The organism is Kitasatospora sp. NPDC049285 (genome assembly GCF_040678815.1).
GTDB lineage: Bacteria > Actinomycetota > Actinomycetes > Streptomycetales > Streptomycetaceae > Kitasatospora.
This window is the reverse complement of record NZ_JBFAQR010000020.1, coordinates 86,293-112,291: the sequence shown is the minus strand read 5'-3', so window position 1 is coordinate 112,291 and position 25,999 is coordinate 86,293. Positions and strand designations below refer to the sequence as shown.

Here is a 25,999-nt window from a genome sequence, read left to right as displayed (position 1 = left end):
CTCCTTCTGTTTATTTACCGTGGCGCGTGTGAGTGTGGGTCTCGCGTCTGTTCACCCGTGCGCGCGTGGGGGGGCGGGGGCCCGGCGGGCGCGGCACCGCGGGCGGGGTCAGCGCGAGGCCGCCGCGGGCGGGCGGTGGTCGGGGTCGTGGACCTCGCCGACCAGTTCCTCCAGCACGTCCTCCAGGGCGACCAGGCCGAGCTGGCGGCCGTCGGCGTCGACCACCGCCGCCAGGTGGGCGGCGGCCCGGCGCATCACCGCGACGGCGTCGTCCAGCGGCAGGGTGGCGCGCAGCACGGTGATCGGCCGCCACAGCCGGGCCGGGACGGGCACGGTGAGGTCGTCGGCCTCCAGGGTGTCCTTGACGTGCAGGTAGCCCAGGACGGTGCCGGTGTCGTCGAGCACCGGGAAGCGCGAGAAGCCGGTGCGCACGGCGAGCTGCTGGACCTGCTCGCCGGTCACCTCGCCGGTCACCGTGACCAGTTCGGCGGCGGGCAGCATCACCTCGGTGACCGGCCGCTCGCCCATCTCCAGGGCGTCCTCCAGGCGTTCGCGGCGGCTGTCGTCGAGCAGCCCGGCCTCGCCGGAGTCGGCCAGCAGGAGCAGCAGCTGGCCGCTGGTGAAGACCGAGTCCACCTCGTCCTTCGGTTCGACCCGGAACAGCCGCAGCACCGAGTTGGCGAAGGCGTTCAGGAACGCGATCACCGGGGTCAGCCAGCGGGCCAGCCGGTCGAGCGGCGGGCCGAGCCACAGCGCGGCCTTCTCCGGTCCGGCCAGCGCCAGGTTCTTCGGCACCATCTCGCCGATCACCATGTGCAGGAAGACCACGAGGCTCAGCGCGATGGCGTAGCTGAGCACGTGCATCGCCGAGTCGGGCACGCCGAGCGCGTGGAAGACCGGCTCCAGCAGGTGCGCGATGGTCGGTTCGGCCAGCGCGCCGAGCAGCAGCGAGCAGACGGTGATGCCGAGTTGGGCGGCGGCCAGCATCGCGGAGACGTTGGACAGCGCGTGCAGCACGGTGCGGGCGCGCTTGTCGCCGGCCTCGGCGAGCGGTTCGATCTGGCTGCGGCGAACCGTGATGACGGCGAACTCGGCGCCGACGAAGAAGGCGTTGCCGAGCAGCAGGAGCAGCGAGAAGGCGAGTTGCAGGGCGCTCATCGGTGGCCGTCCTCGTCGTCCCGGTCGTGCTCGGAGCGGGTGCGGCGCACCTCGACCCGGCTGGTGCGGTGCCGGTCGACCGCGGTGACGGTGAACTCCCAGCCGGGGAGTTCGGCCGTCTCGCCGACCGCGGGCAGCTTGCCGAGCCGGTCGGCGAGCAGGCCGCCGAGGGTCTCGTACGGGCCGTCGGGCGCCTGCAGGCCGATCTTGGCGAGCTGGTCGAGCCGGGCCCGGCCGTCGGCGTCCCACACCGGCAGGCCGTCGCGCGGGCTGAGCGCGCGCAGTTCGGGGGTGTCGGCGGGGTCGTGCTCGTCCTGCACCTCGCCGACCACCTCCTCGACGATGTCCTCGATGGTGGCGACGCCGGCGGTGCCGCCGTACTCGTCGATCACCACGGCCATCGGCTCGCGGCGGCGCAGCAGGTCCAGCAGCCGCTCGGCGGGCATGGTCTCGGGGACCAGCAGCGGCGGGGCGGCGAGGTGCCGGATCCGGGTGTGGTCGCGGCGCTCGGCGGGCACCGCGAGGGCGTCCTTGAGGGTGACGGTGCCGGTGACCTCGTCCAGGCTCTCGGCGTAGACCGGGAAGCGGCTCAGGCCGGTGGCCCGGGTCAGGTTGAGCACGTCGGTGGCGGTGGCGTCCTGCTGGAGCGCGGCGACGTCGATCCGCGGGGTCATCACCGACTCGGCGGTGAGTTCGCGCAGGCCCAGGGTGCGGACGAACAGCGTCGCCGACTCCTCGTCCATCGCGCCGGCCTGGTACGAGTGCCGGGCGAGGGCGACCAGTTCGTCGGGGGTGCGGGCGTGGCCGAGCTCCTCCTGCGGTTCGACGCCGAGGGCCCGGACGATCCGGTCGGCGGAGCCGTTGAGGAAGGCGATCAGCGGGCGGCAGACGGCGGAGAACACCCGCTGCGGGCCGACCACGGCGTAGGCGACCTGCATCGGGCGGGAGATCGCCCAGTTCTTGGGCACCAGTTCGCCGATCACCATCTGGATCACGGTGGCCAGCACCAGGCCGACGATCAGCGCGGTGCCGCGCGCCGCCGAGGACGGCAGGCCGAGGGCGGTGAAGACCGGCTGCAGCAGGGTGGAGAGCGCCGGTTCGGCGAGCATGCCGACCACCAGCGAGGTGATGGTGATGCCGAGCTGGGCGCCGGAGAGCTGGAACGACAACTTGTGCAGGGCCCGCAGGAGGCTCTTGGCGCGCCGGTCGCCGGCGGACGCGGCGCGCTCCACGGCGCCCCGGTCGGCGGTCACGAACGCGAACTCGGCGGCCACGAACAGGCCGTTGGCGAGGATCAGCAGGAAGGCCGCGAGCAGCAGGAGCCAGGCGGTGGTCACTGGGCCGCCCGCCTTCCCTGGCGTGGAAGCTGCATGGCGGCGCGGGTACTACCGGACGGATCGTCCATCGAGGGGAGGTGTCACTCCTCTGGTCGCGGGTGATCGCGGCGGGGCGGATTCGGGTGCCTTTGCCGCGGTTTTACCAGCGTAGACCATACCCGAACGGCTCCGGGATCTTGTTCGACCCGCCCGTCCGGGGGCGTGCCGCGCCGCGGTCAGCGCGCCGCGGCGGCGTGCTGCTCGACCAGGTCGCGCAGCGTCCGGGCGGCCCGGATCGCCTGCTCGCGGCCGCCCGCGGGCTGGATGCCGACCGCGGCGAGCGCGGTGCCGTCGGCGAGGTCGAGCACCACCCAGGGGTCGCCGGCCCGGAAGTTGACCCGGACCACCTCGGCCCAGGCCAGCCGGCGGCTGCGGACGAAGTTGACCACGGTCAGGCCGTCCGCGTCGGCGACCACCTTGGGGCGGGCCAGCATCAGGGCGACCGCGGCGAACAGCAGCCCGCTGCAGACCATCATCACCCGGTCGTTGAACTGCCAGTTCTCCGGCAGCGCGACGGCGAGCGCGGAGAACAGCAGCACCATCACCGCGCACAGCGTCAGCAGCACGGCACGGTTGCGGCGGGGGGCCCAGGTGACGGGCAGGGTGTCGGCGGCGGGGGCGGTCACGGGTGGCTCCAAGGACAGGCGGGGCCGGCGGGCGGCCCCGCCTGATGGCGGATCAGATCGGGTCGGCGATCGGCGGGTCAGAGCCGGCAGGCGTGGATGTTGGTGACCAGGATGGCACGGGCGCCGATCGCCCACAGGTCGTCCATGATCCGCTGGGCCTCCTTGCGGAGCACCATCGAGCGGACCGCCACCCAGCCCTCGGTGTGCAGCGGGGAGACGGTCGGCGACTCCAGGCCCGGGGTGAGCGCGACCGCCTCGCTGACCTTCTCGGCGCGGATGTCGTAGTCCATCAGCACGTAGCGGCGGGCCACCAGCACGCCCTGCAGCCGGCGCAGGAACTGCTCGACCCGGGCGTCCTCGCCGGCGCCCTTGGGCCGGATGATCACCGCGTCGGAGATCAGGATCGGGTCGCCGAACACCTCCAGGCCCGCGTTGCGCAGGCTGGTGCCGGTCTCCACCACGTCGGCGATCACGTCGGCGACGCCCAGGTGCACGGCGGTCTCCACCGCGCCGTCCAGCTTGGTGACGGTGGCCTTCACGCCGTGCTCGGCGAGGTGCTGCTCGACCAGCCCGGTGTACGAGGTGGCGATCCGCAGCCCGTCGAGCTGCTGCACGTCGGCGAAGTCGGTGCCGACCGGCTTGGCGAACCGGAAGGTCGACCCGGCGAAGCCGAGCGCCAGCACCTCCTCGGCGTCCGAGGCGGAGTCCAGCAGCAGGTCGCGCCCGGTCAGGCCGACGTCGAGCCGGCCGGAGCCGACGTAGACGGCGATGTCGCGGGGGCGCAGGAAGAAGAACTCGACCTGGTTGTCCGGGTCGACCAGGACGAGTTCCTTGGCGTCCTTGCGCTGCCGGTAGCCGGCCTCATGGAGCATCTCCGCCGCGGGACCCGAGAGCGAACCCTTGTTGGGGACGGCGATGCGGAGCATGAGAGCGGACCCTTCGCGTTGACTGAAATGGGGTGGATCTAGAGGTACTTGTACACGTCTTCGAGCGTCAGCCCGCGGGCGATCATCATCACCTGAAGGTGGTACAGCAGCTGGGAGATCTCCTCCGCCGCCGCCTCGTCGCCCTGGTACTCGGCGGCCATCCAGACCTCGGCGGCCTCCTCCACGACCTTCTTGCCGATCGTGTGGACGCCCGCCCGCACCAGCTCGGCGGTACGGGAGGTCGCGGGGTCGCCGGTGGCGGCCTTCTGCTGGAGCTCGGTGAAGAGCTCCTCGAATGTCTTCGAAGCCATGATGAGCTCACCTTACGGGTTCAGGGCTGACGGACGGTAAACGGTCCCGCACCGTGGACAGTCCGGTGGACAGCGGGCGGACGTCGGCTCAGCGCCAGGGCTCGGAGACCGAGCGCAGCGCGGCGGCGGTGGCGACCGCGGCGGTGACCGCCTCGTGGCCCTTGTCCTCGGCGGAGTCCGGCAGCCCGGCCCGGTCCAGCGCCTGCTGCTCGGTGTCGCAGGTGAGCACCCCGAAGCCGACCGGGACGCCGGTGTCCACCGAGACCTGGGTCAGGCCGAGGGTGGCGCCCTGGCAGACGTAGTCGAAGTGCGGGGTGCCGCCGCGGATCACCACGCCGAGCGCCACCACGGCGTCGTACCCGCGCTCGGCCAACTGCTTCGCGGCGACCGGGAGTTCGAAGGTGCCGGGGACGCGGACCACGGTCGGCTCGTCGATCCCGAGCTCCTTCAGGGCGCGGTGCGCGCCGTCCAGCAGTCCGTTCATCACCTGCTCGTGCCACTGCGCGGCGATCACCGCGACCCGCAGGTCGGCGCAGTTCTTCGGGGACAGGACGGGGGCTCCGTGGCCGGCCATGGGGTGTTCCTCTGCTTTCCGATGGTGCGTCAGGTGGTGGTGCGGGGTTGCTCAGGTGGTGGTGCGGGGTTGCTCTGGTGGTCTTACTTCTGGTCGTCGTCGAGCCACGGCAGGTCGTGGCCCATCCGGTCGCGCTTGGTGCGCAGGTAGCGCAGGTTGTGCTCGCCGGTCGCGGTGGGCAGCGCGCGGCGGGCGGCGACCTTGAGGCCGTACTCGGTGAGCGCGGTCTGCTTGGCCGGGTTGTTGCTGAGCAGGGTGAGCGAGCGGACCCCGAGGTCGGCGAGCATCTGCGCGCCGATCGAGTAGTCGCGGGCGTCGGCGGGCAGGCCCTGGTCGAGGTTGGCGTCGACGGTGTCGCGGCCCTCCTCCTGGAGCTGGTAGGCGCGCAGCTTGTGGGCCAGGCCGATGCCGCGGCCCTCGTGGCCGCGCAGGTAGAGCACCACGCCGCGGCCGGCCTCGGCGACGGCGGCCAGCGAGGCCTCCAGCTGCGGGCCGCAGTCGCAGCGCAGCGAGCCGAACACGTCGCCGGTGAGGCACTCGGAGTGCAGCCGGACCAGCACGTCCTCGCCGTCGGGGAGGCGTCCGTCGGCGTCCAGGCCGCCGGCGACCAGCGCCAGGTGCTCGACCCCGTCGATCGTCCCGCGGTAGCCGACGGCGGTGAACTCGCCGTGCTCGGTGGGCAGTGCGGTGACGGCGGCGCGGTCGACGTGCAGTTCGGTGCGGCGCCGGTAGGCGATCAGGTCCTCGATCGAGATGATCGCCAGGCCGTGCTCGCGGGCGAAGGCGTGCAGTTCGGGCAGCCGGGACATGGTGCCGTCGTCGTTGACCACCTCGGCGATGGCGCCGGCCGCGGGCAGGCCGGCGAGCCGGGCCAGGTCGACTGCGGCCTCGGTGTGGCCGGGGCGGACCAGCACGCCGCCCTCGACCGCGCGCAGCGGGAAGACGTGGCCGGGCCGGGTGAGGTCGGCGGGCTCGGTGCCGGCCGAGGCGAGCAGCTTGACGGTGCGGGCCCGGTCGGCGGCCGAGATGCCGGTGGAGACGCCGTCGCGGGCGTCCACCGACACGGCGTACGCGGTGCCCTTGCGGTCCTCGTTGACCTGGGTCATCGGCGGCAGCTTGAGCCGGTCGAGCTCGTCGCCCGTCATCGGCACGCAGATCACGCCGGAGCTGTAGCGGATGGTGAAGGCCATCAGCTCGGGGGTGGCGGCGGAGGCGGCGAAGACGATGTCGCCCTCGTTCTCGCGGTCCTCGTCGTCCACCACGATCACCGGGCGGCCGAGGGCGATGTCGGCGACGGCGCGCTCGACCGGGTCGAGGGCGAGCTGTTCGCTGTGCTGGGCGCTCATGCGGCGACTCCCTTGGCGATCGAGGCGGTGGGGGCGGTGCGGGCCTTCGTCCACCAGCTGACCAGGCCGGCCAGCACCAGGACGAAGTAGATGCTGAAGGTGAGGGCGGTGAAGGTGTAGCCGTGGTTGTAGGCGTACGGCACGCCGATCAGGTCGACGGCGAGCCAGGCGAACCAGAACTCGACCCAGCCGCGGGCCTGGGCGTACATCGCGGCGAGCGTGCCGACGAAGATGTAGGCGTCGAACAGCGGGGCCCAGGACAGCTTCGGGACGGCGTGGAACAGCGCGGTGACGGCGGCGGTGCCGGCCGCGGTGGCGACGACCAGCAGGGCCCGCTCGCGCCAGGTGGCGAAGCGCACCGCGATGTCACCGGCGTCGCCGCGGCCGCGGTTCCACTGCGTCCAGCCCCAGACGGCGGTGACCACGACGATCACCTGCTTGCCTATCAGGCCGGGCACCTGCCCGCCGAGGAAGGCGGTGATCAGGACGGCGCCGGCCAGCAGCTGCGCCGGCCAGGTGAGCACCGAGCGGCGCCAGCCGAGGGCGAGCGCGCCGAGGCCGATCAGGTTGCCGATCATGTCGGCCCACTTCACCTGCTCGCCGAAGGCGGTGAAGGTGAGTTCTCCGAGGCCGCTCACTTGGCGTCCTCCCGCACACCCGCGGCGAGGCCGGCCGGCAGGGCGCCCGCGGTGAGCAGCCGCTCGACGTACTTGGCGAGCACGTCCACCTCGAGGTTGACCGGGTCGCCGACGGCCTTGGCGCCGAGCGTGGTCATCTCCAGCGTGGCGGGGATCAGCGAGACGGTGAAGGAGTCCTGCGCCGCCTCGACGACGGTGAGGCTCACTCCGTCCACGGTGATCGACCCCTTCTCGACCAGGTACCGCGCGATCGGCTGCGGCAGGGAGAAGCGCAGCACCTCCCAGCGGGGGGTGCCGTCCGCGTCGAGGTCGCCGGGGCTGCGGGAGATCAGGGCGCCGGTGGCGTCGACGTGGCCCTGCACCAGGTGGCCGCCGAGCCGGGCGCCGAGCGACATCGCCCGCTCCAGGTTGACCCGGGAGCCGGGGCGGAGCGCGCCGAGGCTGGAGCGGTGCAGCGTCTCGGCCATCACGTCGGCGCTGAACTCGCCGGGCTGCGCGGCCAGTTGCTCGTTGTTCTCGAGGACGGTCAGGCAGACGCCGTTGACCGCGATGGAGTCGCCGTGCCGGGCGTCGGCCGTGACGACCGGACCGCGCAGGCGGATTCGCGAGGATTCGCCGATCTCCTCGATGGAGACGACCTCGCCGAGCTCTTCGATGATGCCGGTGAACACCCGGGTTCTCCTCGCGCTTGGGGCGCGGACTCCGGGGCGGCTCGAGGGAGTTGACTGCGGACGGGGATGCCGGAACGCACCCGGTTGCCAGGGCGTCGTCGCCATGGCACGGGTTCGACTCCGTGCACCTGCACACCCCGGCCCTCGGGTGGGCCGTGGTCACTGCAAATCGTCCGCCGCGCACGCCTCCCATCCGGACTTTAACCGTCGGTCCAGGAGTTTCACCTGGTCAACCGGCCGCTGGCTGCGGACGGGTCGCGGACTGTAACCGCCGGTTCGGATTTTCACCGACCCCGGAGTGCGCTGAACGTCACTGCTACTGCACTGAGTATTCTGCCACGCCCCCTTGCCCGGTCCGCAAGGATGCGCCGTGTGGCCTGGTTCACGTCGCCGCAGGAGTCTTGGAGGGAATAGTCCTCCGCGGTGGAGGACTCGGCCGCTCGAGGAGTTGAGCGCGATGGCGATGTTCATGGACGTCCACCACGGAATGGCGGGCATCACCGCCGAGCAGTTGAAGGCCGCGCACGAGGCGGACCTGGCGGTCCAGGGCGAGGAGGGCGTCAGCTTCGAACAGGCGTGGGCCGACCCGGAGTCCGGCACCGTGTACTGCCTGTCGTCGGCACCCGACGCCGAAGCGGTGCAGCGCGTCCACGAGCGCACCGGGCACCGCGCGGACGAGGTGCACCCCGTCCCGCTGCACGTCTGAGGCACCGACGGGGTGTCGGAGCACGATCGGGCGGCGTAGCGTCGCCCGACGTGATCTTCGATGCCCTCGCCGCGGACGCGATCCGCGACCCCGCCCGACTCCGGGCCGTCTACGAGCAGCCGAGCGAACTGGTGCGCCGCAAGCAGGTGGACCACCTGCACGACGCGGCCCGCCGGTTCATCGGCTGCTCGTCGCTGCTCTTCCTCGCCACCCACGACGCCGACGGCAACTGCGACGCCACCCCGCGCGGCGGCCCGCCCGGCTTCGTCTCGGTCCTCGACGACCGCACCCTGGCCATCCCCGACGCCACCGGCAACCGGCGGCTGGACAGCCTGCACAACATCATCGCCACCGGGAAGGCCGGCCTGGTGTTCACGGTGCCCGGCCGGGAGTCCACGCTGCGGGTCAACGGCCGGGCCTGCGTCAGCACCGACCCGCGACTGCTGGAGCAGCTCACCGCCGTGGGCAAGCCGCCGCGCACGGCGATCGTGGTGGCCGCCGACGAGGTGTACCAGCACTGCCCGAAGGCGCTGCTGCGCGGTTCCGCCTGGCGCCCCGAGCAGTGGCTCGCCCCCGACGCGGTGCCGAGCTCGGCGGAGATCACCCTCTCCCACCTGAACGACCCGGCCCTGACGCTGGATCACATCCTGGCGGCCGAGGAGGAGTCGCTGCGGCTGCGCTACGAGTGACCCCGGGCGGTGTGGCCGGTGAACCCGCTCCGGCCGGCTTCCGTGCACTCTGGTGCATCCTTGAAGGACCGCCGCATAGGCGGATCTTTGGGGGGCCATAGGTCCGGCTTATGACCACATAAGCCGGACCTCCGTACCGGGACGGCCCGCCGGCCGGAAGGCTGGCGGCACGCGCCCCGAAGCGAACCCGAAGCGAATTGGAGAACCCGCCCATGACCCGCCCCGTCCGGGTGGCCATCGTCGGTGCCGGCCCCGCCGGGATCTACGCCGCCGACGCGCTGCTGAAGTCCGAGCTGGCCACCGCCCCCGGCGTCTCCATCGACCTGATCGAGCGGCTGCCCGCCCCCTTCGGCCTGATCCGCTACGGCGTCGCCCCGGACCATCCGCGGATCAAGGGCATCATCACCGCGCTGCACCAGGTGCTCGACAAGCCGCAGGTCCGCCTGCTCGGCAACGTGGACTACCCGGGCGACCTGTCGCTGGACGAGCTCCACCGCTTCTACGACGCCCTGGTCTTCGCGACCGGCGCGGAGGCCGACCGCGACCTCACCATCCCCGGCATAGAGCTGGACGGCTCGTACGGCGCCGCCGAGTTCGTCTCCTGGTACGACGGCCACCCCGAGGTCCCGCGCGAGTGGCCGCTGGAGGCCGAGCAGGTCGCCGTGCTCGGCGTCGGCAACGTCGCCCTCGACGTGGCCCGGATCCTCGCCAAGACCGCCGACGAGCTGCTGCCCACCGAGATCCCGCCGAACGTGCACGCCGGCCTGGCCGCCAACCGCGCCGTCGAGGTGCACGTCTTCGGCCGCCGCGGCCCGGCGCAGGCCAAGTTCTCGCCGATGGAGCTGCGCGAGCTCGACCACTCCCCCACCATCGAGGTCGTCGTCGACCCCGAGGACATCGACTACGACGACGGCTCGATCGCCACCCGGCGCGGCAACAAGCAGGCCGACATGGTCGCCGCCACCCTGGAGAACTGGGCGATCCGCGACATCGGCGACCGCCCGCACCGCCTCCACCTGCACTTCTTCGAGAACCCGGTCGAGGTGCTCGGCGCCGACGGCCGGGTGGTCGCGCTGCGCACCGAGCGCACCCGCCTCGACGGCACCGGCAACACGGTGGGCACCGGCGAGTTCCGCGAGTGGCCGGTCCAGGCGGTCTACCGCGCGGTCGGCTACCGCTCCGACGAGCTGCCCAAGCTGCCCTTCGACGCGCTCTCCGCGACCGTCCCGCACGAGGCCGGCCGGGTCCAGGAGAACGGCTCCCCGCTCCCGTCGGTGTACGTCACCGGCTGGATCAAGCGCGGCCCGATCGGCCTGATCGGCCACACCAAGGGCGACGCCAACGAGACCGTCGCCTGCCTGGTCGAGGACCACTCCGCGGGCCGCCTGCGCCCCGCCGCCGACCCCGCCGAGGAGGCCGTCACCGACTTCCTGCGCTCGCGCGGCGTCGACTTCACCACCTGGGAGGGCTGGCACCGCCTCGACGCCCACGAGCGGCAGCTGGGCGCCGCCGAGGGCCGCGAACGCGTCAAGGTGGTCGACCGGGTCGCCATGCTCGACGCCTCCGCGAGCGACCGCGCCGCGGACCGGCGCCCGACCGCCGAGTAGCCGTCGACGGGGCGCCCCGCGGCGCCCCGTCACCTGACGGTCGGTCAGCCCGCCGCGTCCAGGCGGGCGAGGTCCTCCGGGGTGAGCCGGACCGCGGCCGCGGCGAGGTTCTCGCGCAGGTGGGCGGGGTTGCCGGTGCCGGGTATGGCGAGGACGTGCGGGCCCTGGTGCAGGGTCCAGGCGAGGCGCAGCTGGGCGGGGGTGATGCCGTGCGCCGCGGCGACGGCCTCGACCTCGGGGTGCTCGCCGGCCGCCTGCTCGGCCAGGGCGCCCTCCCGCCGGTCGCCCGCGATGGCGAAGAACGGCACGAAGGCGATGCCCGACTCGCCGCAGCGGCGCAGCAGTTCGTCCGAGTCGCGGCTGCCCAGCCCGTAGCGGTTCTGCACGCAGACCACCGGGGCGACGGTGAGCGCCGCGTCGAGCTGCTCGATCGAGGCGTTCGACAGGCCGAGCTGGCGGATCAGTCCGGCGGTGCGCAACTCGGCGAGGGCGCCGAAGTGTTCGGCGACGTCGACGGGCCGGTTGGGCAGCCGCAGGTTGACCACGTCGAGGTGGTCGCGGCCGAGCTGGCGCAGGTTCTCCTCGACCTGGCCGCGCAGCTGGGCCGGCTCCGCCCAGTGCCACTCGCCCCAACTGTCCCGGCCGGGACCGACCTTGGTGGTGATCACCAGCTCCTCGGAGTACGGTGCGAGCGCGCTGTTGATCAGCTCGTTGGCGGAGCGCAGCGCCGAGAAGTAGAAGGCGGCGGTGTCGATGTGGTTCACCCCGCGCTCGACCGCCTCCCGCAGCACCGCGATCGACTGCTCCCGGGGCCGCACCGTGCCGCGGTCGAAACCGCCGCTGCCGGTGGTCCGCATCGCCCCGTACCCCATCCGGTGGACCGTCAGGTCGCCCAGCTTCCACTGCCCGGCGGCCGCCGCGTCGATCGTCGTCTGCTCACTCATGGGCGGAGTCTCGCATGCGAACGGCCGTGCGGGTCAAGCCGCGTGGGCGTCGTCGGGGTCACGCCGGGCGGGCGTCCGCCCGAGCGCGGCCGGCGGCGTCGGAGAGCTTGATCAGGACGGCGGTGAGCAGCCAGTTGGCGGTCAGCGAGGAGCCGCCCGCGGCGAGGAACGGCAGCGCCTTGCCGGTCAGCGGGATCAGTCCGGTGACGCCGCCGACGACCACGAACACCTGCAGGGCGACGGCGGCGGAGAGCCCGGTGGCCAGCAGCTTGCCGAACGGGTCGGAGAGCCCGACGGCGGTGCGCAGGCCGCGCTGCACGAACAGCGTGTAGACCAGCAGCACGGCCATCGCCCCGGCCAGGCCGAGTTCCTCCCCGATGGTGGTGAAGATGAAGTCGCTGCGCCCGGCGAACCCGATCAGGAACGGCCGGCCCTGGCCGAGTCCGGTGCCCAGCACGCCCCCGCTGCCGAGGCTGAACAGCGCCTGCGCGGGCTGGTCGGAGATCAGCGACTTGTCGTGCACCGGCAGGTAGTAGTCGAGCGGGTGCAGCCAGGCCTCCACCCGGCCGTGCACGTGCGGCTCCAGCGAGCCGACCACGGCCGCCCCGCCGACGGCCATCAGCAGGCCGAGCAGGATCCAGCTGGTGCGCTCGGTGGCGACGTACAGCAGCACCACGAAGACGCCGAAGAAGATCAGCGAGGTGCCGAGGTCGCGTTCGAAGATCAGCACCAGCAGGCTGACCACCCAGATCGCCAGCACCGGCCCGAGGTTGCGGCCGCGCGGCAGGCTCAGGCCCCACACCTTGCGGCCGACCAGGGAGAGCGCGTCCCGATTGGCCGTCAGGTAGCCCGCGAAGAACACGGTGATGGCGACCTTGACGAACTCGCCGGGCTCGAAGGAGAGTCCGCCGAGGTCGATCCAGCGCTTGGCGCCGAAGTTGTCGCCGGGGAAGAAGGCGGGTGCGGCCAGCAGCACCAGCGCGCCCGTCATGAGCAGGTAGACGTACTTCTGGAACACCCGGTGGTGGCGCACCACCACCAGCACCCCGACCGCCACCACGGCGCCGAGCACCGTCCACTGCACCTGGGAGGGCGCGGCGGGCAGCTTCTGCCAGTCGCCCTTCTGCGCGTGCCACAGCGCGTACGACTGGTCGAGCCGGTCCAGCAGCACCAGGCCGAAGCCGGTGAGGAAGACCGCCAGCGGCAGGATCAGCGGGTCCGCGTGGCCGGCGAACCGCCGCACCGCCAGGTGCAGGGCGAGGGCGAGCGCGGTCAGGCCGAGCCCGTACGGGAGCAGGCCCGCGGGCAGGGCGTCGTTCAGCGCCAGGTTGGCGCTGGTGTAGCCGGCCAGGCAGACCGCCACGGCCACCAGGAGCAGCCCCAGTTCGAGATTGCGCCGCCGCACGTCCGTCCCGCCGCCGCTCCTGCGCGCGCTGGCTGCCACCGGGCTCCCCCACTCGGTCGTCGGTGCCCGGCCCGGTCGGGCCCGACCCTGCGACGACGCCGACGCGCCGGTGCCGGGTTCCCTCGCGTGCGATCCAACTCACCCCGGCGCACGGCGCGCCGGGGAATGACGGTGGTCGTCCACCCGGTTGAACCCGACGTACGATATACCCATGGGGGTATCGGCGGGTGAGGTTGGGCCCCCTCCCTCACCGCCCGACCCCCGCGCCCCGCTTCGAGAGGAACCCCACCCATGTGCCGACGCGTCACCTGCAAGTCCTGCGGCAAGGCCACCTACGCCGGCTGCGGCATGCACGTCGACCAGGTCCTGTCCGGCGTCCCGAAGGCCCAGCGCTGCAGCTGCGCCGCCGACACCGCCGCGACCGGCTCGGGCTCCGGCTCCGGCTCCTGGCTGTCCCGGCTGTTCGGTCGCCGGGGCGTGGCGGGCGGTGGCACGAGCAGCACGAGGTGAGGTCGGGCCAGGAGAGCAAGCCGGGAGTGGGCATCCGGTCGGCCGGGGCCTCAGCATGGACCGTCCGTTCCGTCCGGCCGACCCTGCGGAGACCACAGCCATGCCCCACATCAGCATCACCAACGACCTCCCGGGCATCAGCGGCCTGATGGCCCAGCGCCCCGACACCGCCGCCCCGTTGAACCAGCTCGCCGAGACGCTGCTGCGCAGCCCGCAGTCCCTGGCGCTGAGCCGAGGCGAGCGCGAGCTGATCGCGGCGTACACCTCGGAACTCAACGAGACGGAGTTCTGCTCGGGATCGCACAGCGCTTTCGCCGCGGCGCAACTCGACGGCGGCCCGGAGCTGGTGAAGGCGGTGCTGCACGGGCTCGACGAGGCGCCCATCTCCCCCAAGCTGCGGGCCCTGCTGCGCATCGCCGCCGCCGTCCGCGGGCCGGTCCGGGCACTGCCGCCGGAGCTGGTGGCCGAGGCGAGGGCGGCCGGCGCCGACGACGAGCAGATCCACGACACCGTGCTGATCGCGGCGGCGTTCTGCCTCTACAACCGCTACGTCACCTGCCTCGACACCGAACTGCCCGCCGACCCCGGCTACTACGAGGAGGGCGCCAAGCGCATCGTCGCCCGCGGCTACTCCCCGGCCGCCGGCTGACCCACGCCGTCAGGCCCGCCCAAGCCGACGAGCAGTCAGGCTCACCCCGACGAGCCGTCAGGCCGCACGCCGCCGCTCCGACGGATCGTCAGGTGAGCAGGCCCGCGACCTCGGTCAGGTCCCGGACTCGCGGCACCTGGCGGTCGGTGCCCAGGTCGTGGCGGTCCAGCCAGATGCCGAGCAGGCCGGCGTCGGTCGCGCCCAGGGCGTCGGTTTCCAGTCGGTCGCCGACGTACGCGGTGCGCTCGGGGGCGGCGCCGAGCCGCTCGCAGGCCAGTCGGAAGATGGCCGGATCCGGCTTGGCGATGCCCTCCTCCGACGACGCGACGGTCCGCTCGGCGAGCTCGCCCAGGCCCATCGCGTGCAGCTTGCGACGCTGGCGCGGGCCGTCGCCGTTGGTGACCACGCCCAGCTGCCGGCCGGCCGCCAGTGCCCGCACCGCCCTGGGCACCTCCGGGTACGCGCGCCAGGACCGCTCGTAGCGCCGCAGGTACCCCGCGAACCAGGCGTCGGCCCGCTCGTCGGTCCACTCGCCGAGCCCGAGCCGCGCCGCCAGCCCCACGGCCCGCGCGCGGCGCTGCTCCTGCTGCGTCAACTCCCGCGCCACGTAGCGCTCGTAGAAGGTCTCCTGCAGCTCGCGCCAGTGCTCCAGCACCTCGGACCGCTCGAACGACCGCCCGGGGAACTCGGCGGCGACGGCCGCCAGCAGGGCCGCCGAGGAAGCGCCGTCGTGATCCAGCAGCGTCCCGTCGAGGTCCAGCAGCACCGCCTCGATGACCATCCCGCACCCCTCCCACGACCCGACCCGGCTCCGGCCGGAACTCCCCACCCTACCCGCCCCTGACGGAGCGCCACCGCGCCGTCGGCAATCCGGCCGACGTCCACCACCCCGCCCGACCCGACCTGCGATCATCGAACCGCACGGTACACACACCACCACGAAAACGGGGATCCCATGATCGGCACCCTCCTGATCGGCGTCCTGCTGCTCACCCTGGGCGGCTGCGCCTGCGTGATCTGGGCCGAGCGCGGCGGCCCGACCTGGACCCGCCCCGTCGCCCGCGCCACCCTGGCGGCCGGCGCCCTGGTCCGCCACGCCCAGCGCCGCCGCCGCGGGCTGGGCTCCGACCGCAGCTCGGGCGACACCGACTGACGGATCGTCAGGAACGCCGAAGGCGCTGAGCCGCGCGGGTGCCCGGCAGGTCGACCTGGTAGTAGCTGCTGTTGGCGCCGCGCAGCCGCTTCGCCAACTCGGCCGCCTCCAGCGCCTGTTCCGCGGACAGCCGGCGCGCCGCCCAGAGCAGCGCGGCGCCGTCCGCCGCCTCCGGCTCGCGGGCGGGCGGCGGTTCGGGAAGGACGACGCCGACCAGGGCGGCCAACGCGCCCGGGTCGATGCCCAGCACCGTCGCGATGTCGGTGACCAGACGCGAAGTCAGTTCCACCGCGCCGCGGGCGATCCCGACCCAGGTGGTCGCCGACAGGTAACTGGGCGTCAGCACGGCCATGACGTACGCCGTGCCCGCCCGCGCCAGGTTCCGGCAGGCGACCATCCGCATCAGCCGATGGCCCGGCCCCGACCGGTCGCCGGCGGTCCAGTCCCACTCCCCGCCGCCGGTGTGCGGCGCCGCAGGGAAGGCGCGGACGAAGCGCAGCACCTCGCCGCGCCGCTCCGGCGTCAGGTGCACGGCGTCCTGCACCAGCCTCGCCACCGAGCTCGCCGCCCCCGGATCACCCGGCGCCAGCTCGTCCGGGACGGGCCGGCCCGCGAGGATCAGCAGATCCGCCTCGTGCAGCCCCAGCAGCGGGGCGAGGTGTCGCAGCCATGCCTCCGTCGGCTCCGCGCCCGCCAGGACCCCGTCGAACTCCGGACCCGCCGCCCACTCCCCCGCGCCCGGCCCCCGGTACTCCAGCAGTCGGGCCAGCATCGCCCCGAATCCCCCGTGCTCGTCCATGTCCGGGAGCGTAGCCGCCCGCAGGCGACGGGGCGTCAGTCGGCCAGGCCCAGCGGGTCCGGGGCGTCGGCGAGCAGGTCGGGGCCGTTGTTGGCGACGCGGTTGACGGTGGTGGGGACGGCGCGGACGCGGAGGTTGCCGTCGGCGGGGCGGTGCAGCAGGTGGTGCAGGTCGGCGCGGTCGGTGTTGGCGGGGTCGAGCCAGTCCCCGAGGTCGTCCCGGGTGACGGTCAGCGGCATCCGGTCGTGGACCCGGCCCGCGCTGTCGGTGGCGTCCTGGGTGATGATCGTCGCGGTGGTCAGCCAGGCGGCCGGGTTGTCGTCGGGGAGCGTGGCGTCCCGCCAGAACTCGTACAGCCCGGCCATCAGCATCACCTCGCCCGTGCTGAGGTAGTACGGCTGCTTGAACGCTTTGCGGCCGTCCCCGGCCGGGACCTGCTTCCACTCGTAGTACCCGTCCGCCGGGATCACGCAGCGCCGGGCGGTGAACGCCTTGCGGAAGGACGGCTTCTGGTCGACGGTCTCCGACCGGGCGTTGATCATCCGAGCCCCGCCGGACGGGTCCTTCGCCCAGGACGGGACCAACCCCCAGCGCAGCGCCCGCAGTTGGCGCACCACCTCGCCGCTCTCGGGGTCCACCCGCTCCAGCACCGCGGGCACCGGATCGGTGGGCGCCACGTTCCAGCTCGGCGCCAGCGCCTCGGTGGGATTCCACCGCGCCACGGACAGCAGCGCGACGAGGTCGTTGGGATCAGTGGTGGAGACGAACCGACCGCACATGGTCCCCACCTTGCCACCGAACCCCGCCCGCCGCACGCACCTCGGCGGTCCCGCCCGTCAGGAGTAGTAGTTGCGCACCCAGCGGTGCCCGGCCAGCACGGCGAGCTGCTCGGCACCGAGCGGGACGCCGTCGCCGACGGGCACGTTGCGCTCGACGTTGCGGACCGAGCGCATCCCGGGGATCACCGTGGAGACGGCCGGTGCGCTGAGCACGAAGCGCAGCGCGGTCTCGGCTAGTTGGGAGCGGTCGATGCCGAGGTCGGCGGTGATCGCCTTCACCCGGCGATCGACCTCGGCGAGGCGGTCGTCGCGGAAGTAGCGGCGGCGGAAGTCACCCTCGGGGAAGACCGTGCCGGGGGCGAGCTGCCCGGTCAGGCCGCCCTCGTCGAGGGCGACCCGGACGATGACGCCGACGCCGTGCTCCTGGCAGGCGGGGAGGAGTTCGTCCAGCGGGGACTGGTCGAAGACGTTGAAGATCACCTGGACCGCGTCGACCACGCCGCTGCGCACCAACTCCAGGGCGTTGTGCGGCTCGTGGTCGTTGATGGAGACGCCGAACAGCCCGATGGCGCCGGACGCCTTGAGGTCGGTGACGGTCTCCAGCCAGTCGCCGCGGCCGGTCCACTCGTCGCTCCACACGTGGAACTGCACCAGGTCGAACCGCTCCAGGCCGCTGGCCCGCAGGCTGGTCTCGACGCTCTGCCGGATGTGCGCGCCGGGGAAGGTCTCCGCCGGGTCGACGCCGCGGCCGGCGGGCCACTGGCGGTTCAGCGGCGGCACCTTGGTGGCCACCACCACCCGCTCGCCGTTGGCGGCGCGCTCCCGCACCACCCGGCCGACCAGCCGTTCGCTCTCACCGTAACCACGGGCGGTGTCGATGAAATTGACGCCGAGGTCGACGGCGCGGTGCAGCGCCCGCAGCGACTCGTCCTCCTCGGCCCCGATCCAGCCCGAGGCGCCGATGCCCCACGCGCCGTAGCCGACCTCCGACACCGAAACCCCGCTGCGTCCCAACTCCCGGTACCGCACCCGGCATCCTCCTCGCGTCACGACCGACCGGCAGACTGCGCCGCCCGTGACGATAGATCGTCAGGCCGCCGGCCGCCAGGGCACATTGCCCGGCGCCGGCGCTACCGGCCGGTACGGCGGCTCGGGCACCGGGCAGCCGTGCGGCTAGCATCGACGGCGCAGGCAGCACCCGCACCGGAGAGACGGCCATGACCCCCGACCCGCACCACCTGACGGCCGCCCGACTCACCGCGCTCGGTCCGTACTTCGCCGTCCGCACGGACCCACCACCGGCCGCCGCCCGCCCGTTGCGCGAGCTCTCCGCCGCGGACGGCCCGCTCGCCGCGCGGATCGCCGAGGTCGGCCGGATCCTGCGGACCCGCGAGCCCCGGGTCGCCGCCTCCACCGCCCACCTGGGGCTGGCCGCCCGGCTCTGGTCGGTCGGCCTCGGCGTCGCCGCGCTCACCGGCCGCACCCCCGCCCTGGACGCCGCGCGCTTCACCCTCCCGCCGCAGGGCCCGCTCGACCTCTGGCTGTCCGAGCCCGCCGGCCCCGAGCCCGCGACGGCCGACACCCTCGCCGCCGCCGTCCTGGACGCCCACCTCACCCCGCTCGCCGAGGCCGTCCGCACGGTCGCCCCCGTCGCCCCGGGCCTGCTCGCGGGCAACACCGCCTCCGCGCTGGTCGGCACCGCACGCCAGCTCACCGCCCTGCCGGTCGCCGCCGTCCTCGCCAGGCAGCTCCTCAGCCACCCGGCCCTCGCCCCCACCGGCACCCTCACCCCGCCCGGTCGTCCGCTCGCCTTCCGCCGCACCTCCTGCTGCCTCTACTACCGCACCCCCGCCGGCGGCCTCTGCGGCGACTGCGTCTTCACCCGCCCACCGGCCCGCCCGCGCTGACGGAGCGTCACGGGGCGTACCCGGAAGCGCCGCCGCCCGGCCGGACCGCCGCCGCTGCGCGGGGTGGTCCGGCCGGGCGGGCGGGGGGATCAGCCCTTGGTGATGCGGGTCCAGCTGAACGGACCGAAGGAGGTGGCGGTGGTCGGGTTGTGCGCGCCCGGGGTGACGGTCAGCTTCAGCCACTCCAGCGGCACGGTGCTGCCGTGGACCACGATGCGGTGGAAGTTCGGGACGTTGTAGCTCGGGTGACTCGTCCAGGCGTCCTCGGCGCAGACGCCGGCGTCGCCGGTGCAGGCCGAGCCCTGGGTCAGCGGGTCGTCCGAGCGGTAGACGTGCGAGTCGCCCATCAGCAGCAGCACCGGCTTGCCGAAGGCGGTGGTGTGCGAGGCCAGGCTGGAGATGATCGGCTCGTAGTTCGCCACGTGCGCGGCGGTCTTGCCGTCCAGGTCCCACATGTCGGCCTGGGTGGTGACCACGACGGAGGAGACGCCGCCGAGGTGGGCCAGGGTGAAGGCGGTGTTCAGCCAGCGCAGGTCGGCGGCGGTGCGCTTGGCGGCCTCGTCGAGCTGCTCCTGGGAGGCGGTCGGCGCGCCGTACCAGGGGTCGGCGTCGTTGTTGGAGCCGCCGGGCACGTTGATCGTGACGAACAGGGTGCCGTTCTTGACCCACAGCACGTTCTCGACGTACGTGGCGTCCTCGGGGTGCAGCCAGTTCGGCAGCTGCGCCTGGGAGAGGACGCGCAGCGAGTCGCTGCCGAGGGTGTGGCCGGGCCGGGCGAAGAACGTCTTGCGGATCAGGTCGAGGTTCTTGGCCGGGTTGCCGGCGGCGTAGTCGACGGGCTGGCCGGTGGCCGGGTCGAGGACCGGGTCGATCTGGCCGGTGGCCGCGTTGTACTTGCCGCCGCCCTCGCCGGCCTTGTGGCAGTCGGCCCACTCGTTGTCGCCGGGGGTGTAGACCAGCGGGTCGGCGAAGGTCTTCCACAGCGCGGCGATGGACTGGTCGTACGCCTCGGTGCAGTACTGCTTGCCGGAGTGGATGTCGCCCACGTGGATGACCGTGCTGACGTCCGGGTCGGCGTTGACCGAGGCGATGAACGCCGGGGTGGCCTGGAACTCGGCGGTGTCGGTCGGGCTGGTGCCGTACGGGGCGTCGCCGTAGACCGCGAGCGTGAACGGCGCGCGGGCGCCGCGGGCCGGACCGTCCTGGTCCGCCGAGGCGGCGGTGGCCGGTATCACGGTCATCGCGAGGGCCAGGCTGGCGGCTGCGTAGAGGCGTCTGTTCATGCTGTCTCCCGGTGTGTTCGCCGTGTGCTGGTGCATTGTGCTGGCGACGCGCACCGCCGCGGGCAACGGCCGGATGAACGCTGGTTCAAGACAGTGGCGGGAAACCGCTCCGCAGGCTCGCCGCGAGCAGCGTGGGCGCCTCGGCCAACGACGGTCCGTACCAGGTGAGATGACGCCCGCTCACCAGGGCGTGCGGCAGGCCGGGGAACGCCTCCGGGCCGTCGGTGGCGGTGAAGCGGTAGGGCTCGTCCGGCAGGATCACCAACTCGGCGCCGCAGGAGCGCAGTTCGTCGATGGGAACGCGCGGGTAGCGCTCGGGGTGGTCGGCGTGGACGAGGGTGACGCCGAGGCGCTGCAGCAGGTCGCCGGCGAAGGTGTCGCGGCCAAGCACCATCCAGGGGCGGCACCAGATCGGCACCACGGCCGGCACGCCGTCCAGTCGCGGCACCGACTGCCACGCCGCGTCCGCCGTCGCCAGCCAGTCGGGAGGCGGGGCCTGCAGGGCGTCGACGAGCAGGCGGCGGAGCGAGGCGAGCGCGGAGTCCAGGTCGCGGATCCGGGTGGTCCACACCGGTGCCCCGGCTGCGCGGAGTTCGGCCAGGTCCGGGGCCCGGTTCTCCTCCTCGTTGGCGATCACCAGGTCGGGCGCGAGCGCCAGCACCCGCGCCACGTCGGGGTTCTTGGTGCCGCCGATCCGGGCGGCGTCGAGCCCGGCGGGGTGGGTGCACCAGTCGGTGGCGCCGACCAGCAGTCCGGGCGCGGTCACCGTGACCGCCTCGGTGAGCGAGGGCACCAGCGAGACCACCCGGCGCACCGGTCCGAGCCGGACGGGCGTGCCCTCGTCGTCGGTCAACTCCCGTGCTGCGGCCACGGAACCACACGCTAGCAGGGGTCGGCGGGCCCGCCCCCTGAGCGCGCCCGCCGACCGCTGGAGAAGAAAAACTACTTCAGGTACGGACCTGCTGTCCCGATCTTCCCGGGCGCGGGGTTGCCCGGGAGATCGAGGACGTAGACCCGCAGGTTGCCCTTGCCGGGTGCGGCGATGGACAGCGTGCCGTCGGTGACCGTCCGCACGTCGCCCGAAACCGCGTCCCGGTAGGTGCCGTTGGGGATGCCGGTGAACGCGGCCGCGTCGGTGACGGTGACCAGCGCGAAGGAGTCGACGCCGCTCGCGGCGTCGGTGTAGCGGCGCTTGAAGGCCATGCCGCCGTTCACCCCCTCGGTGGAGTACTGGCCCATCTGGAGCGCCGGGATCGCCCGCCGGATCTGGTTGAGCCGCTGCACCTGCTGGACCAGCGGCTGCTGCAGCGTGGTGGCGACGGGGCCGCTCGCGCCGGAGACCACGGAGAAGTCGGAGGCGACGACGGTGCCTTCGACGTGGTCGCCGTAGTAGGCGCGACCGGTGGTGGCCAGCGGGCAGGACGGCCCGCAGTCGATGGTCTTCCCGGCCTGGAACTCGATCTCCGAGCCGTAGTACAGCGTCGGGATGCCGCGGAAGGTCCACATCAACGCCATGTTCTCGGCCCAGGCGTCGGTGCCCCCGGTGTAGCGGACGGACGACTTGTTCGGCCCGTAGTCGTGGCTGTCCACGTACACCACGTTGTAGGTGGCGTCGTTGGTGGAGTCGTCGGAGTCCTTGCCGTTGCTGAAGGCGTTGTGCGCGTCACCGAAGTTCATGTGCATCCGCATGTCGATGATGTTCATGCCGGAGAACTTCGAGTGGTCGGGCGCGTGGTAGGCGTTGCCGTTCAGGAACGCGTTGGTGGACGTCGGCTGGTTGCCGGTGCCGAGCTGCTCCTCGTAGGTGTACTGGTCGAGCGCGGCCTGCACGTCGTCGGCGGTGTAGTCCTTGCGCTCCTTCCAGGTGTAGAACTGCGCGGAGTGGTTGACCGAGCCGCGGTTCCACTTGTCGTTGACGAACGCGGCGACCTCGCCGAAGACGAAGAAGTTCTGACCCTTCGTCGGCCCCCAGTCCTGGGTGACGCGCTGCTGGATCGCGGGCAGGAACCGGCGGTTCCAGGTGACCCGCGGGATGTGCACGGCGGTGTCGACCCGGAAGCCGTCCACGCCCATGTCGATGTACTTGTCGTACGCGCCGATCAGGTAGTTCTGCACCTCGGCGTTCTCGGTGTTGAAGTCCGCCAGGTCGTCGGCCAGCCAGCAGGAGCGCGAGTCCTCGCCCTCCCAGTTCCCGATCCAGCAGCTATGAAAGTAGCGAGCCGGGAACATGCCCGACGTCGGGCTCGGCCACTGGCAGTTGTAGATGGTGTAGCCCTCGGGGCTCTTGTACTGGGTGGGGTTGCCCCAGCCGACGCAGGTCTGGCCGGACGGCTGGGTGGTCGACCACAGGTCGCCGTTGTAGTACGACTTGCCGCTCTTCGGCTCGACGGTCAGGCCGTCGTACTCGAAGCCGGGCTGCTTCTCGTCGTAGTACCAGGACCACTGCGCGTCCCGGACGCCGTACACGGTCGGCACGAACAGGCCCTTCGCGCCCCACCGGGAGCTGTGGTTGTAGACCACGTCCTGGTAGATCTTGATGCCCTTGGCGTGCGCGGCGTTGATCAGGTCCTGGTACGAGGCGCCAGCCGACTCAAGGCGCGGGTCGACCTGGTAGAAGTCCCAGCCGTGGTAGCCGTGGTAGTCGTAGTCGGAGCGGTTGAGCACCACCGGGGTGATCCAGACCGCCGAGAAGCCGAGGCCCTTGATGTAGTCGAGCTTCTGCACCAGGCCCTTGAAGTCGCTGCGGAACATCGGGTCGTTGTTGGCGGCGTTGCCGGACTTCACGTCCTGGTTGCCGCCGCGGTCGTTGGAGGTGTCGCCGTCGTAGAAGCGGGCGGTGAGCACGAAGTAGATCGGGTCCTTGCGCGGGTCGGTGCCGATCATCTCGCCGGGCTTGGCGGCCGGCGGGGCGTCACCGGTGGTGGCGACCGCGGCGGCGGAGGCGGCGGACACGTTGCCGGCCGCGTCCAGCGCCTTCACCGTGTACGTGTAGACGGTGCGCGCCTCCAGCCCGCTGTCCGAGTACACCGTCGAGCCGACGTTGATCACCGAGCTGCCCTTGGTGCCGCCGCTGCGGGTGACCTGATAGCCCGTCACCCCGGTGTCGTCGGTGGACGGCTCCCAGGTCAGCACGATCGAGGTGTCGGTGGCACTGGCGTTCACCGAGCCGGGCACGCTCGGCGCGGTGGTGTCCGGCACCACCGCGGCGCACGGGTCGGCCGCGTTGGCGGTGACCCTGCCGTTCTGCACGGTGCTCAAGCCCGCCGGGACGACGTAGTTGGCGCCGTTGTTGTTGTCCCAGGTGCCGTTGCCGTTGTTGAACGTGGCGGCCATCGTCGCGGCGCTGCCGAGCGGGACGGTCCGCTTGTACCAGCCCGGGCAGGCGAGCGTCATGCCGACGCCCGGCACCGCCGTCCACGCCCCGCCGGCCGGCGCGTAGTGCAGGTTGACGATGCTCCACCCCACCACGGCGGTCGAGTAGAAGACCGTGGCGCTGTTCCCGGACGGACTAGGGCTGGTGCTGGGGCTGGCCGACGCGGACGGGCTCGGGCTGGCGCTCGGGCTCACGCTGGCGGACGCGGACGGGCTCGGGCTCGGGCTGGCGGTGGTGCCGCAGGGGTCGGTGGCGTCGATCACCCCGTCCTTCACCGTCACCGTCCCGGTGCCGAGCGCGTAGTTCTTTCCGCCGTTGTTGTCCCAGGTGCCCGTGCCGTTGTTGAAGGTCGCCTGCAGGCCGGTGGCGGTGCCGAGGTCCACGGTCCTCTTCACCCAGTCCGTGCAGGCCGCGGCCATCGCCACGCCGGGCACCGTGGTCCACGTCCCGCCGTTGGGGGCGTAGTGCAGGTCGTAGGCCGACCAGTTGCGGGTCCTGGTGTAGTAGTAGACCGTCGTCCCGGCCGCACCAGTCGACGCGCTCGGGCTCGGACTCGGCGACGCGGTACCGCCGTTGTCGGTGCCGCACGGATCGCTGTGGGCGACCACACCGTCCTTGACCACCACGGTGCCGGTGCCCAGGGCGTAGTTCTTCCCGCCGTTGTTGTCCCAGGTGCCCGTGCCGTTGTTGAAGGTCGCCTGCAGACCGGTGGCGGTGCCGAGGTCCACGGTCCTCTTCACCCAGTCCGTGCAGGCGGGCTCCATCGCGGTGCCGGGGACGGTCGTCCAGCTGCCCCCATCGGGCGCCCAATGCAGGTTGTACGTCGACCAGTTGCGGGTCTTGGTGTAGTAGAAGACGGTGGCGGTGTTGCTGCTCGCCGCCGTGGTCGCGGTCACCGCGCCTGCGGAGAGGCCGAGTTGAGTGGTCGTCAGCAGTCCGGCGGTGAGCGCCGTGACGGCTGTCAGGACGGCGGCGATGGGGCGCCGCCGGTGCCGAGCTCTTCTGGTCAAGGGAGTGTCCCTCGGTCAGGCCGCGGGCGGTGGGGACTGCCTCGCGGCAGAAGTGGGTGGGGGAGTTTGCGCAAGAAGCTGCAAGAACTTCCAGGGAGATTACTGAGCCATGACCGGCCTGTAAAGACTTCATGACGCCGCCGGATAGCGCATTCATCGGGCGAAGTCCGGACACCGTACGCAAGAAATTTCCGCAACACGTCAACCCCCCCGCCTGACGGGTGACCTTCCCTGCGCGCCGCCCGGGCGTGTCTGAGGGACCGTCAGGGACCGGCCGATACTGCGGCCATGAGACCCTCTCGGCCGAACACCCTGCTGCGCCTCTGCGCCGTCGTCGCCCTCCTCACCGTCGGCGCCCCGGTCGGCACCGCCACCGGCGCGCCGGGCGACGACGCCCACGCCCACCGCCGACACTGCGTCAGCTCCCCGGTCCCCGGGAGCGGTCCGGCCGCCGAGATCCGCCGGATCGCCGAGCAGGCCAAGGAGGAGTTCGACCTCAAGTCCGTGATCCTGCGGGTCACCCGCGACGGCCAGGAGATCACCACCGCCGCCCTCGGCGAGTCGATGACCGCCGTCCCGGCCGAGCCCGACATGCACTTCCGCAACGGCAACATCGCGATCGCCTACATGGGCACCGCACTGCTGCGGCTGGCCGACGAGGGGGTGGTCGACCTCGACGACACCGTCGGCCGCTGGCTGCCCGACCTCCCGCACGGCTGGGGCGACCGGTTCACCCTGCGGATGCTCGGCAACTCCACCACCGGGCTGATCGACTACGTCAAGGACCCGAACTTCGGACCGTCCGTCTACGCGAACCCGTTCCGCCAGTGGACGGCCGACGAGCTGCTCGACATCTCGCTGCGCCAGGACCTGCTGTACGACCCGGGCACCAACTGGAGCTACTCGCACGCCAACTTCGTCCTGCTCGGCGCCGCCCTGGAGAAGATCACCCACACTCCGCTGGAGGTGCTGCTCCAGCAGAAGGTGCTGGGCCCGCTCGGCCTGACCGAGACCAGCAACAGCTTCACCCCGGACATCCCCACCCCCGTCCTGCACGCGTTCACCGCCGAACGCGGCACGTACGAGGAGTCCACCTTCTGGAACCCGTCCTGGACCACCGCCCCCGGCGCCGTCCAGACCACCGACATCTGCGACCTGGCCCGGTCCGCCTCCGGGATCGGCTCCGGCGAACTACTCTCCCCCGCCGGCTACCGGCAACTGCTCGACCCGGGCACGGTCGGCCTCGGCCACGCCACCGACCGCTGCCCGGCGGACATCTGCCTGCACAACAGCGAGGCCACCCACTACGGCATGGGCGTCGTCGTCCTCGGCGACTGGATCGCCCAACACCCGCTGTTCTTCGGCTACTCCGCCGCCCAGGCCTACCTCCCCTGCGACCACCTGGCCATCGCGGTCTCCACCACCAACGGCCCGAACGCCCCCGCCACCCACAACGCCCACGTGATCACCCAGCGGATCGCCGCCGCCCTCGAACCCGACCACCCCATCCCCGACTTCGGCTGACCCACAGGCCGCTCTCCACTCCCCACTCCCCGCCC

The 25,999-nt window shown here is 72.6% G+C and carries 26 protein-coding genes and 1 riboswitch; of the genes, 8 read left to right on the top strand and 18 right to left on the bottom strand.

Translation table 11 applies throughout. The features are described from left to right. Positions 1-108: 108 nt before the first annotated feature. The 9 genes from AB0K51_RS15950 to AB0K51_RS15910 form a co-directional block, all read right to left on the bottom strand. Positions 109-1,158, bottom strand: coding sequence for a hemolysin family protein (locus AB0K51_RS15950; protein WP_363454835.1), 1,050 nt, complete (start codon positions 1,156-1,158; stop codon positions 109-111). After that, entirely contained in the window at positions 1,155-2,495 is a 1,341-nt protein-coding gene (locus AB0K51_RS15945) for a hemolysin family protein (RefSeq protein ID WP_363454832.1), read from the bottom strand. The genes AB0K51_RS15950 and AB0K51_RS15945 overlap by 4 nt, the downstream gene beginning before the upstream one ends. Positions 2,496-2,710: 215 nt before the next feature. Further along, entirely contained in the window at positions 2,711-3,160 is a 450-nt protein-coding gene (locus tag AB0K51_RS15940; protein ID WP_363454829.1) for a PH domain-containing protein, read from the bottom strand. A 77-nt stretch (positions 3,161-3,237) separates the two neighbouring features. Next, complete coding sequence (gene hisG / locus AB0K51_RS15935; RefSeq protein WP_363454826.1) at positions 3,238-4,086, bottom strand: ATP phosphoribosyltransferase; 849 nt, start codon at positions 4,084-4,086, stop codon at positions 3,238-3,240. Positions 4,087-4,124: 38 nt separating this feature from the next. After that, positions 4,125-4,397 carry a phosphoribosyl-ATP diphosphatase gene (locus AB0K51_RS15930; RefSeq protein WP_363454823.1) on the bottom strand — a complete coding sequence of 91 codons (273 nt, stop codon included), beginning with the start codon at positions 4,395-4,397 and terminating at the stop codon, positions 4,125-4,127. Between the two features lie 88 nt (positions 4,398-4,485). Beyond that, positions 4,486-4,971: a 6,7-dimethyl-8-ribityllumazine synthase gene (ribH, locus tag AB0K51_RS15925; RefSeq protein ID WP_363454820.1), complete on the bottom strand. Its 486-nt coding sequence runs from the start codon at positions 4,969-4,971 to the stop codon at positions 4,486-4,488. 83 nt (positions 4,972-5,054) lie between these two features. Then, entirely contained in the window at positions 5,055-6,317 is a 1,263-nt protein-coding gene (locus AB0K51_RS15920; protein WP_363454817.1) for a bifunctional 3,4-dihydroxy-2-butanone-4-phosphate synthase/GTP cyclohydrolase II, read from the bottom strand. Continuing rightward, positions 6,314-6,895 (bottom strand): nicotinamide mononucleotide transporter family protein, encoded by a 582-nt coding sequence (locus AB0K51_RS15915; RefSeq protein WP_363454855.1) that lies wholly within the window; start codon positions 6,893-6,895, stop codon positions 6,314-6,316. Before AB0K51_RS15915 ends, AB0K51_RS15920 begins: the two co-directional genes overlap by 4 nt. 56 nt (positions 6,896-6,951) lie before the next feature. Further along, positions 6,952-7,626 (bottom strand): riboflavin synthase, encoded by a 675-nt coding sequence (locus AB0K51_RS15910; protein WP_363454814.1) that lies wholly within the window; start codon positions 7,624-7,626, stop codon positions 6,952-6,954. Positions 7,627-7,803: 177 nt separating this feature from the next. Further along, positions 7,804-7,931, bottom strand: a riboswitch (FMN riboswitch). 152 nt (positions 7,932-8,083) lie between these two features. Between AB0K51_RS15910 and AB0K51_RS15905 the strand changes: the two genes are divergently transcribed. The 3 genes from AB0K51_RS15905 to AB0K51_RS15895 all read left to right on the top strand — a co-directional run bounded on the left by AB0K51_RS15905 (position 8,084) and on the right by AB0K51_RS15895 (position 10,628). Further along, positions 8,084-8,332, top strand: a complete 249-nt coding sequence (locus tag AB0K51_RS15905; RefSeq protein ID WP_363454811.1) for an SCO4226 family nickel-binding protein — start codon at positions 8,084-8,086, stop codon at positions 8,330-8,332. Between the two features lie 80 nt (positions 8,333-8,412). Further along, positions 8,413-9,021 (top strand): MSMEG_1061 family FMN-dependent PPOX-type flavoprotein, encoded by a 609-nt coding sequence (locus tag AB0K51_RS15900; protein ID WP_363454852.1) that lies wholly within the window; start codon positions 8,413-8,415, stop codon positions 9,019-9,021. Positions 9,022-9,233: 212 nt separating this feature from the next. Then, positions 9,234-10,628, top strand: coding sequence for an FAD-dependent oxidoreductase (locus tag AB0K51_RS15895; protein ID WP_363454808.1), 1,395 nt, complete (start codon positions 9,234-9,236; stop codon positions 10,626-10,628). Between the two features lie 44 nt (positions 10,629-10,672). Here AB0K51_RS15895 and AB0K51_RS15890 read toward each other — a convergent pair whose 3' ends face one another. Both AB0K51_RS15890 and AB0K51_RS15885 read right to left on the bottom strand, forming a co-directional pair. Beyond that, positions 10,673-11,572, bottom strand: coding sequence for an aldo/keto reductase (locus AB0K51_RS15890; protein ID WP_363454806.1), 900 nt, complete (start codon positions 11,570-11,572; stop codon positions 10,673-10,675). A 58-nt stretch (positions 11,573-11,630) separates the two neighbouring features. After that, positions 11,631-13,016 carry an FtsW/RodA/SpoVE family cell cycle protein gene (locus tag AB0K51_RS15885; protein ID WP_363454803.1) on the bottom strand — a complete coding sequence of 462 codons (1,386 nt, stop codon included), beginning with the start codon at positions 13,014-13,016 and terminating at the stop codon, positions 11,631-11,633. A gap of 252 nt (positions 13,017-13,268) precedes the next feature. Here AB0K51_RS15885 and AB0K51_RS15880 point away from each other — a divergent pair, with 252 nt between their 5' ends. Together AB0K51_RS15880 and AB0K51_RS15875 are read left to right on the top strand one after the other, a co-directional pair. Further along, positions 13,269-13,487, top strand: a complete 219-nt coding sequence (locus AB0K51_RS15880; RefSeq protein WP_363454800.1) for a hypothetical protein — start codon at positions 13,269-13,271, stop codon at positions 13,485-13,487. Positions 13,488-13,587: 100 nt separating this feature from the next. Then, entirely contained in the window at positions 13,588-14,136 is a 549-nt protein-coding gene (locus AB0K51_RS15875; RefSeq protein ID WP_363454797.1) for an alkylhydroperoxidase, read from the top strand. A gap of 88 nt (positions 14,137-14,224) precedes the next feature. On the opposite strand, the gene AB0K51_RS15870 is transcribed toward AB0K51_RS15875, so the two are convergent. After that, on the bottom strand, positions 14,225-14,917 hold the full coding sequence (locus AB0K51_RS15870; RefSeq protein WP_363454794.1) for an HAD family hydrolase: 693 nt from the start codon (positions 14,915-14,917) through the stop codon (positions 14,225-14,227). 174 nt (positions 14,918-15,091) lie between these two features. Here AB0K51_RS15870 and AB0K51_RS15865 point away from each other — a divergent pair, with 174 nt between their 5' ends. Beyond that, on the top strand, positions 15,092-15,289 hold the full coding sequence (locus AB0K51_RS15865) for a hypothetical protein (RefSeq protein WP_363454791.1): 198 nt from the start codon (positions 15,092-15,094) through the stop codon (positions 15,287-15,289). 7 nt (positions 15,290-15,296) lie between these two features. On the opposite strand, the gene AB0K51_RS15860 is transcribed toward AB0K51_RS15865, so the two are convergent. From AB0K51_RS15860 to AB0K51_RS15850, 3 genes are read right to left on the bottom strand one after another with little or no spacing between them, the layout of a single operon-like run. Beyond that, the gene (locus tag AB0K51_RS15860; protein ID WP_363454789.1) at positions 15,297-16,088 is read right to left on the bottom strand and encodes a hypothetical protein; all 792 of its coding nucleotides are present in this window, start codon (positions 16,086-16,088) and stop codon (positions 15,297-15,299) included. A gap of 35 nt (positions 16,089-16,123) precedes the next feature. Then, on the bottom strand, positions 16,124-16,867 hold the full coding sequence (locus tag AB0K51_RS15855; RefSeq protein WP_363454786.1) for an SOS response-associated peptidase: 744 nt from the start codon (positions 16,865-16,867) through the stop codon (positions 16,124-16,126). A gap of 57 nt (positions 16,868-16,924) precedes the next feature. Continuing rightward, positions 16,925-17,896 (bottom strand): aldo/keto reductase, encoded by a 972-nt coding sequence (locus tag AB0K51_RS15850; protein WP_363454783.1) that lies wholly within the window; start codon positions 17,894-17,896, stop codon positions 16,925-16,927. Positions 17,897-18,084: 188 nt separating this feature from the next. Between AB0K51_RS15850 and AB0K51_RS15845 the strand changes: the two genes are divergently transcribed. Further along, positions 18,085-18,774 (top strand): (2Fe-2S)-binding protein, encoded by a 690-nt coding sequence (locus AB0K51_RS15845; protein WP_363454780.1) that lies wholly within the window; start codon positions 18,085-18,087, stop codon positions 18,772-18,774. 89 nt (positions 18,775-18,863) lie between these two features. Here AB0K51_RS15845 and AB0K51_RS15840 read toward each other — a convergent pair whose 3' ends face one another. From AB0K51_RS15840 to AB0K51_RS15830, 3 genes are all read right to left on the bottom strand, one after another. Further along, complete coding sequence (locus AB0K51_RS15840; RefSeq protein ID WP_363454777.1) at positions 18,864-20,057, bottom strand: hypothetical protein; 1,194 nt, start codon at positions 20,055-20,057, stop codon at positions 18,864-18,866. A gap of 85 nt (positions 20,058-20,142) precedes the next feature. After that, positions 20,143-20,871 (bottom strand): helical backbone metal receptor, encoded by a 729-nt coding sequence (locus tag AB0K51_RS15835; RefSeq protein WP_363454849.1) that lies wholly within the window; start codon positions 20,869-20,871, stop codon positions 20,143-20,145. Positions 20,872-20,999: 128 nt separating this feature from the next. Further along, on the bottom strand, positions 21,000-24,440 hold the full coding sequence (locus tag AB0K51_RS15830; RefSeq protein WP_363454774.1) for a carbohydrate binding domain-containing protein: 3,441 nt from the start codon (positions 24,438-24,440) through the stop codon (positions 21,000-21,002). 288 nt (positions 24,441-24,728) lie between these two features. On the opposite strand from AB0K51_RS15830, the gene AB0K51_RS15825 reads away from it, so the two are divergent. After that, complete coding sequence (locus AB0K51_RS15825; RefSeq protein ID WP_363454771.1) at positions 24,729-25,964, top strand: serine hydrolase domain-containing protein; 1,236 nt, start codon at positions 24,729-24,731, stop codon at positions 25,962-25,964. The last annotated feature ends 35 nt before the right edge of the window (positions 25,965-25,999 follow it).